Here is a 6,332-nt window from a genome sequence, read left to right as displayed (position 1 = left end):
GGTTGCTCGCCACATCGCCGGCGGGCCGCGCCGGCGGCGGGCGCGCCTGATGCCGCGCGCGGTCACGGTCGTCGGCGGCGGCCTGTTCGGCGTCACCGCCGCGTGCGCCCTGGCGCGCGCCGGCTGCCAGGTCACGCTGGTCGAGCGCGCCAGCGGGCTGCTGCGCGGCGCGAGCGGCGTCAACCAGTACCGCCTGCACCGCGGCTTCCACTACCCGCGCAGCCCCGAGACGGTGGCCGCATGCCTGGCCGCCGAGGAGTCGTTCCGGCGGACATTCCACGACGCCGTCATCGACGACCACGCGCACTACTACGCCGTTGCCAGGGCGGGCAGCCGGTTGAGCGCGGCGGACTACCTCGCCGCTCTGTCGCGGATGGGGCTCACCTGGCGGATCGAGCGGCCGCCGGTGGTGCGGGCCGAGACCGTGGCGTGCTGCATCCGGGTGGACGAGGCCGCGGTCGATCTCACCCGGCTGCGCCGGACCTGCGCCCGACTGCTGTGCGAGGCCGGAGTCCAAGTGCGCACGGGCACGGTGTTCCGCTGGTGTGACCTGCCACCCGGCGAGACTGTGGTGCTGGCCACCTACGCGGCCAACAACCAGTTGCTGCGCGCGGCGGGCCTGCCCGCCACGCCGTACCGGTACCAGCTCGCCGAGCTGCTCTCGGTCAAACTGCCGCCGACGTACGACGGGATCAGTTGCCTGGTCATGGACGGCGACTTTCCCTCCCTCGACCCTTGCGGCCGAACCGGTCACCACGTCGTCGGCCACGTCACCGAGATGCACCATGTGGAGGAGACACGGATGGTATGCACATTCGAGGCCGAGGCGGCGCGGCGGCGGTCCTCGGCGGCGACCTGGCGGCGCTGGCTCGCGACCGGCACCGAGTTCTACGCCGGTCTCGACGGCGCCCGGCTGCTCGGCTCGCAGCTCGTCGTGCGCACCACGCTCGCAGGCGTGTCGGCTACCGACGCCCGCCCCACGCTCGTAAAACAGCACGACGAGCGGGTCTTCACGGTGTTCTCCGGCAAGCTGACCACCTGTACCACGGCGGCGCAGACCGTCACCGCGCTAGTGCTGGGGGTGTGAGCCGGTGTCCGCGATGGTCACTCGCCCGGTCGCGCTGGTCGGAGCCGGCCGGTGGGGCACCAACATCCTCCGCGTAATGTCCGGTCTCCAAGGCGTCGAGCCGGTGGTGGTCCGCCGCGACGAGGCCGACCTGCACCCGGCGGCGCCCGGCGTACCGCGGTCGCTGCGGGTCTTCGAGGCGCTGGCCGACCCCGGTATCGGCGCGGTCGTCATCGCCACGCCCACGCACACGCACGCCGAGCTCACCGCGCGCTTCCTGGCCGCCGGCAAGCACGTCCTCGTCGAAAAGCCGCTGTGTACGTCACCCACGACAGCCGGAGAGCTGGAACACCTCGCGCGGGACCGGCGACTGGTGCTCCGGACCGGACACGTCTTCCTGCACCATCCGGCCTTCGCTTCGCTGGCGGCCGCCGTCGCCGGCGGATCACCGTTGCGGATCAGCGCCGCCTGGCACAAGCCGGTGCCGCCGGATCTGGACCTGGGTTGGGAGCTGCTGCCCCACCCGGTCGGCATCGCCCACGCCCTCGTGGGCCGCGCACCCGACGACGTGGCGGGAAATCTCGCCGGCGCCCGTGGCGTGCGCGTCGAGCTGCGCTGGCACGGCGGATCGCACGCCAGGCTTGACGCGTACCCGTCCCCGCCCAACAGCTGGCGGCTGGCCGTCGCCACCACGGGAGTGACGGTCGAGTGGACGGCCGCCGGGCTGCAGCGCCACACCACTGGTCCTGCCGAGTGGCTCGCGGTGCCCCCAGGTGAGGCCCTCGTGGCGCAGATCAACGCCTTCCTGGCCGCCATCGACAACGGCCACACCACCGAGCCGGTGCCCGGGTCGGCTGTCGTGGCCACTATCGCGGCTGCGCTCGGGCACGCCGCCGGGCCCGCGTGGGCCGAGCCGCGGTGACGGTACTCGCCGTCAGCCAGGTTCTGCCAAAATACGCCATCGGTCTTCCCTTATGTTGTTTTTCGGTGCGAGAATCGACACGATGATGATTTGTGGCTTGAAGCTCACACACGACGGCACAGTGGCGGTTGTCGACGGGACGGAGCTGCTCTTCAGCATCGAGCTGGAGAAGATCGCCAATAACCGGCGATACAGCTCGCTGTCCGACCTGGACCAGATCGCGGAGATACTCGCCAGTCAGGGCTTGACCCCAGACGAAATCGACGTGTTCGCCGTCGACGGCTGGCAGTGGCGGGACGGGCCGCTCGCAGCCCTGCCGGTCACCGCAGGAGGGCGTTCCGACACGCTCGCCGCCGCCCCGTATCACGAAATCGAGGGCGTGAGCGAGGTCCACCAGCGGTACGAGTTCGCCGGACTGACCATCGACGGGCGCGCCTACCCGTATGTCAGCTACCACCACGCCACCGACCACCTGTACTCGGCGTACTGCACCAGTCCGTTCGCCGCCCGCGGCGAAGACGCCCTTGTGCTGGTGTGGGACGGCGGGATGCTGCCGCTGCTCTACCTGGTACGCGGCGGCACCCTGGACGTCAAGCCGCTGGGCGCCCTTTTCCCGCTGCCGGGCAGCATGTTCGCGTTCTTCGCCGCGCAGTTCGACCCCTTCTGGCGCGACACCACTGGATTGCCGCTCGACGAGCAGCTGCGCGTGCATCTTGAGGTGGCTGGTAAGGCGATGGCGTACGCGGCTCTGGGCCGGGTCGAGCCGGAGGCGTTCGACCTGTATCCGAAGGTCTGGAAGGCCATCGACGGGATCCCGCTGTCGGAACCGTCACGGATGACCGAGACAGTCCGGCGTGAGTGCGACATGTCGTTCCCCGGGCTCTCCAGCGCCGACCTGATCGCCACCTGTCAGGCCTACCTGGGCGAGGTGTTGGTTTCCGGCCTGCGGGAGCGGCTGGCCGAGATGCCGGATCCGCCGCGAAACCTGTGTCTGGCCGGCGGCTGCGCGCTCAACATCAAGTGGAACAGCCTGTTGCGCGGCAGCGGCCTCGTGCGCGAGGTGTGGGTGCCGCCGTTCCCGAACGACTCCGGCGTCGCGTTGGGCGCGGCGTGCGCGGAAATGGCCAAGACGCAGCGCGCCGCAAGCCTGGCGTGGAACGTGTACCAGGGACCCCGGCTCGCCGAGGTTTCGACACCACCTGGATGGATTGCCAGCCCGTGCGACGAGCGAGGCCTGGCGCAGATCCTGCATCAGGGCCACCCCGTCGTGTTCCTCGACGGTCGGGCGGAGCTGGGGCCGCGGGCACTGGGCAACCGGAGCATCCTCGCCGCACCGGTACAGGCGTCGATGAAGGACCGGTTGAACGAGATGAAGGCCAGAGCCGGGTACCGGCCTGTGGCCCCGGTGTGCCTCGAATCCCGCGCACCAGAGATCTTCGACCCGGGTACGCCGGACCCGTACATGCTCTTCGACCACCGCGTCCGTCCGGAGTGGACCGAGCGAGTGGCCGCCGTGGTCCACGTGGATGGCACCGCCCGCCTGCAGACCATCAACTCTCGTCAGCACCCGCGGCTCGCGCGGGTACTGGAAAGCTACGAGCGGCTGTCGGGCATTCCGCTGCTGTGCAACACCAGCGCCAACCTTCTGGGACGCGGCTTCTTCCCCGACGTCCGCTCGGCGCTGGAGTGGGGCGGCACCGACATGGTGTGGTCCGACGGCGTCCTGTATCAGCGCGGGCGTCGACTAGCTTGACGCTAGGCCACGACTGACGAGTTGTAGCGCGCCCACACGGCCTCGCGCTCCTCGTCCGACGACGCCCGGTGGAGCGAGGCGACAAGCTCGTCGACCTCCGCCGTCATCACGACCAGTACTCGCGCGCCTTCCGGGTCCGCCGTCGCGAACGTGTGGACCGTGCCAGCCGGAACCACCAGGTAGTCGCCTTCGGTGAGCAGGTGCCGGGTCTCCCCCAGCAGCACCTCCAGTCTCCCGCGGAGCACACAGAAGGCTTCGTCAGAAGAATGGTGGATGTGGGGCGGCGCCTGGTCACCCGGATAGTGCGCGAGATCCCAGCGTCTGACGACGAAGTCCGGCATGCGGCCATGCTACCGGCCGGCGGCGCGGTCAGCTCTCCTGGAGGATGTAGCGCCAGCGCTGGGCGTCGTCGGCCACCTCTGCCCACAGCGGATAGTCATCGTAGCCACGGCCACACGACCGTAGATGCAGCCGCCGGGAACCCACGTCGATGCGACCGTCGTGGCGATCCAGGTAGGTCAGGACGCGGCGTGTCTCGGTCAGCACCGACGGGAAGACGAGCTTCCACTCTCCGCTCTCGAAGCGATCGATCCGCTTACGCATGCGGTCGACGACGCTGCCGGTCCACTTGAAGTGGTGCACCTGGATGTAGCTCACCTCGCGAGGCAGTCCTCGCCCACCCCGCGCGCCGTGGTGCCCGATGTGCAGGGGGACCCGGCCGAGGGCCAGGCCGGTCTTGATGGACGGCGCCTGGACGAGCCGGGAGGTGATGGAACCGCCGAGTGGAAACCGCTCCCACAGCGAATCTCCGTCGACGTCCGGGAACCCGCCGTCGGCCGCCACACGGTCCACGAAACAGCCGTCGACGTGGTCATATCCACCGTGCTCGGCCAGCTCGATAAGGTCGGCGAGCGGCCGGTCGTAGACGTGGAACTCGTCCAGGTCCACAACGACGTACCAGTCGTCGGGGTGCTGCGACCGGGCCTCGAGCATCAGGCGCTCGTACATCTCGTCATCCCAAGGCCCGACGAAGGTCCGGAAGATCTCGATCCCGGCGTCGCGCGCGGCCTGCTCGATCTGCTCGTACAGCGGGTCGGAGGTGGACTCGACGTGCCGGCACACGTAGAAGGACTCCACGCCGTGCGCTCGGTAGTGCTCGACCAGATGCCGCAGCAGCAAGGCGTCACCGCCGCCCACGACGGCGGCAAGATGGACTCTCGGCAGGACCGATCCGGAAGGCATCAGCTTCCTCCTCATCGTCACATCGACACGAACACGGTACCGGAAATACGCCATCAAGTCTTCACAGGGAAGCCGCGAGATACAACAATGGCCGCAATGGTGGCTTGCGGGCTGGGCTTGCCGCTGTCTCCGCTGTGGACAGTCAGACTGGGTGGTGAGCGCTGTGAACGCGGATCTCGTCATCGTCGGGGCCGGACTGTTCGGCCTTACAATGGCCGAACGCTGCGCCACGGAACTCGGCGTGAACGTCCTCGTGCTGGATCGCCGTGACCACATCGGCGGCAACGCATACGATGAGACGGACCCGGAGACGGGCATCAAGATACAGCGGTACGGCACGCACGTGTTCCATACGTCGAACGAGCGAGTATGGGCGTACGTCAACAAATTCACCATGTTCACCGACTACCAGCACCGGGTCTTCACGCTCGCCGGCGGCCGCGTCTACCCCATGCCGATCAACCTGGGCACCATCTGCCACTTCTTCGGGCGGGCCATGTCGCCGGACGAGGCGCGGGCGCTGATCGCCGAGCAGGCCAGCGCTGCCGACGGCACCGGCGGGCTGGAGGGTCGGGCCATCTCACTGATCGGCCGCCCCCTCTACGAGGCGCTCATCCGCGGATACACGGCGAAACAGTGGCAGACCGATCCGCGCGACTTGCCCGCCGAAATCATCAGCCGGCTGCCCGTGCGGTACACATTCAACAACCGCTACTTCGACGACAAGTACGAGGGGATGCCGGTCGACGGGTACACCCCGTGGCTGGAGCGGATGGTCGACCAGCCCCGGATCGAGGTGCGGCTCGGCACCGACTTCTTCGACGTACGTTCCCGGTTGGCCGGTGCGGTGCCGATCGTCTACACCGGCCCCGTCGACCGCTACTTCGACTACGCCGAGGGTGACCTGTCGTGGCGCACTCTCGACTTCGAGTGGATGGTCCTGCCGGTCGGCGACTTCCAGGGGACGGCGCACATGAACTACGCGGACGAGACGGTGCCGTTCACCCGCATCCACGAATTCCGCCATTTCTACCCGGAGCGGCGCGACTACCCGGACGATCAGACGATCATCGCGCGGGAGTACTCGCGCTTCGCGCGGCGGCACGACGAGCAGTACTACCCGATCAACACCGGCGAGGACCGCGCCCGGCTGCTGGGCTACCGTGATCGCGTCCGCGCGGAGCACCAGGTGTTCTTCGGGGGGCGGCTCGGCATGTACAAGTACCTGGACATGCACATGGCGATCGGCTCCGCGCTCACCATGTTCGACAACGTGGTCCGCCCGCTTTTCGAAACGTCGTCGGTGTCTGGTTGGCAGCGTCCTGATGCCGAGATCAGGTAAGGGAGCA

6 protein-coding genes are annotated in these 6,332 nt (G+C 68.7%); 4 read left to right on the top strand and 2 right to left on the bottom strand.

Going from position 1 to position 6,332, the window contains the following annotated elements; all coding sequences use genetic code 11:
- From V6V89_RS29000 to V6V89_RS28990, 3 genes are all read left to right on the top strand, one after another.
- The coding region (locus V6V89_RS29000; protein WP_334622645.1) for an NAD(P)/FAD-dependent oxidoreductase at positions 1–1,087 on the top strand (1,087 nt) is incomplete at its 5' end.
- 13 nt (positions 1,088–1,100) lie between these two features.
- Entirely contained in the window at positions 1,101–1,988 is an 888-nt protein-coding gene (locus V6V89_RS28995; RefSeq protein ID WP_334622644.1) for a Gfo/Idh/MocA family protein, read from the top strand.
- 97 nt (positions 1,989–2,085) lie between these two features.
- Complete coding sequence (locus V6V89_RS28990) at positions 2,086–3,741, top strand: carbamoyltransferase N-terminal domain-containing protein (RefSeq protein WP_334622643.1); 1,656 nt, start codon at positions 2,086–2,088, stop codon at positions 3,739–3,741.
- A 2-nt stretch (positions 3,742–3,743) separates the two neighbouring features.
- On the opposite strand, the gene V6V89_RS28985 is transcribed toward V6V89_RS28990, so the two are convergent.
- Both V6V89_RS28985 and V6V89_RS28980 read right to left on the bottom strand, forming a co-directional pair.
- The gene (locus V6V89_RS28985; RefSeq protein ID WP_334622642.1) at positions 3,744–4,082 is read right to left on the bottom strand and encodes a cupin domain-containing protein; all 339 of its coding nucleotides are present in this window, start codon (positions 4,080–4,082) and stop codon (positions 3,744–3,746) included.
- 28 nt (positions 4,083–4,110) lie between these two features.
- Entirely contained in the window at positions 4,111–4,983 is an 873-nt protein-coding gene (locus tag V6V89_RS28980) for a glycosyltransferase family 2 protein (protein ID WP_334622641.1), read from the bottom strand.
- A 163-nt stretch (positions 4,984–5,146) separates the two neighbouring features.
- Here V6V89_RS28980 and glf point away from each other — a divergent pair, with 163 nt between their 5' ends.
- On the top strand, positions 5,147–6,325 hold the full coding sequence (gene glf, locus V6V89_RS28975; protein ID WP_334622640.1) for a UDP-galactopyranose mutase: 1,179 nt from the start codon (positions 5,147–5,149) through the stop codon (positions 6,323–6,325).
- Positions 6,326–6,332: the final 7 nt, after the last annotated feature.

The organism is Micromonospora sp. CPCC 206061 (assembly GCF_036906915.1).
Lineage (GTDB): Bacteria > Actinomycetota > Actinomycetes > Mycobacteriales > Micromonosporaceae > Phytohabitans.
The sequence above is the reverse complement of the archived record's forward strand: the minus strand, read 5'-3'. Positions and strand labels throughout refer to the sequence as shown.

What these genes read in the sequence shown, in the direction of transcription:
- V6V89_RS28995 (WP_334622644.1), top strand. Translation starts at nt 1,101, where the DNA reads ATGGTCACTCGCCCGGTCGCGCTGGTCGGAGCCGGCCGGTGGGGCACC.
- V6V89_RS28985 (WP_334622642.1), bottom strand. Translation starts at nt 4,082, where the DNA reads ATGCCGGACTTCGTCGTCAGACGCTGGGATCTCGCGCACTATCCGGGT.
- V6V89_RS28980 (WP_334622641.1), bottom strand. Translation starts at nt 4,983, where the DNA reads ATGCCTTCCGGATCGGTCCTGCCGAGAGTCCATCTTGCCGCCGTCGTG.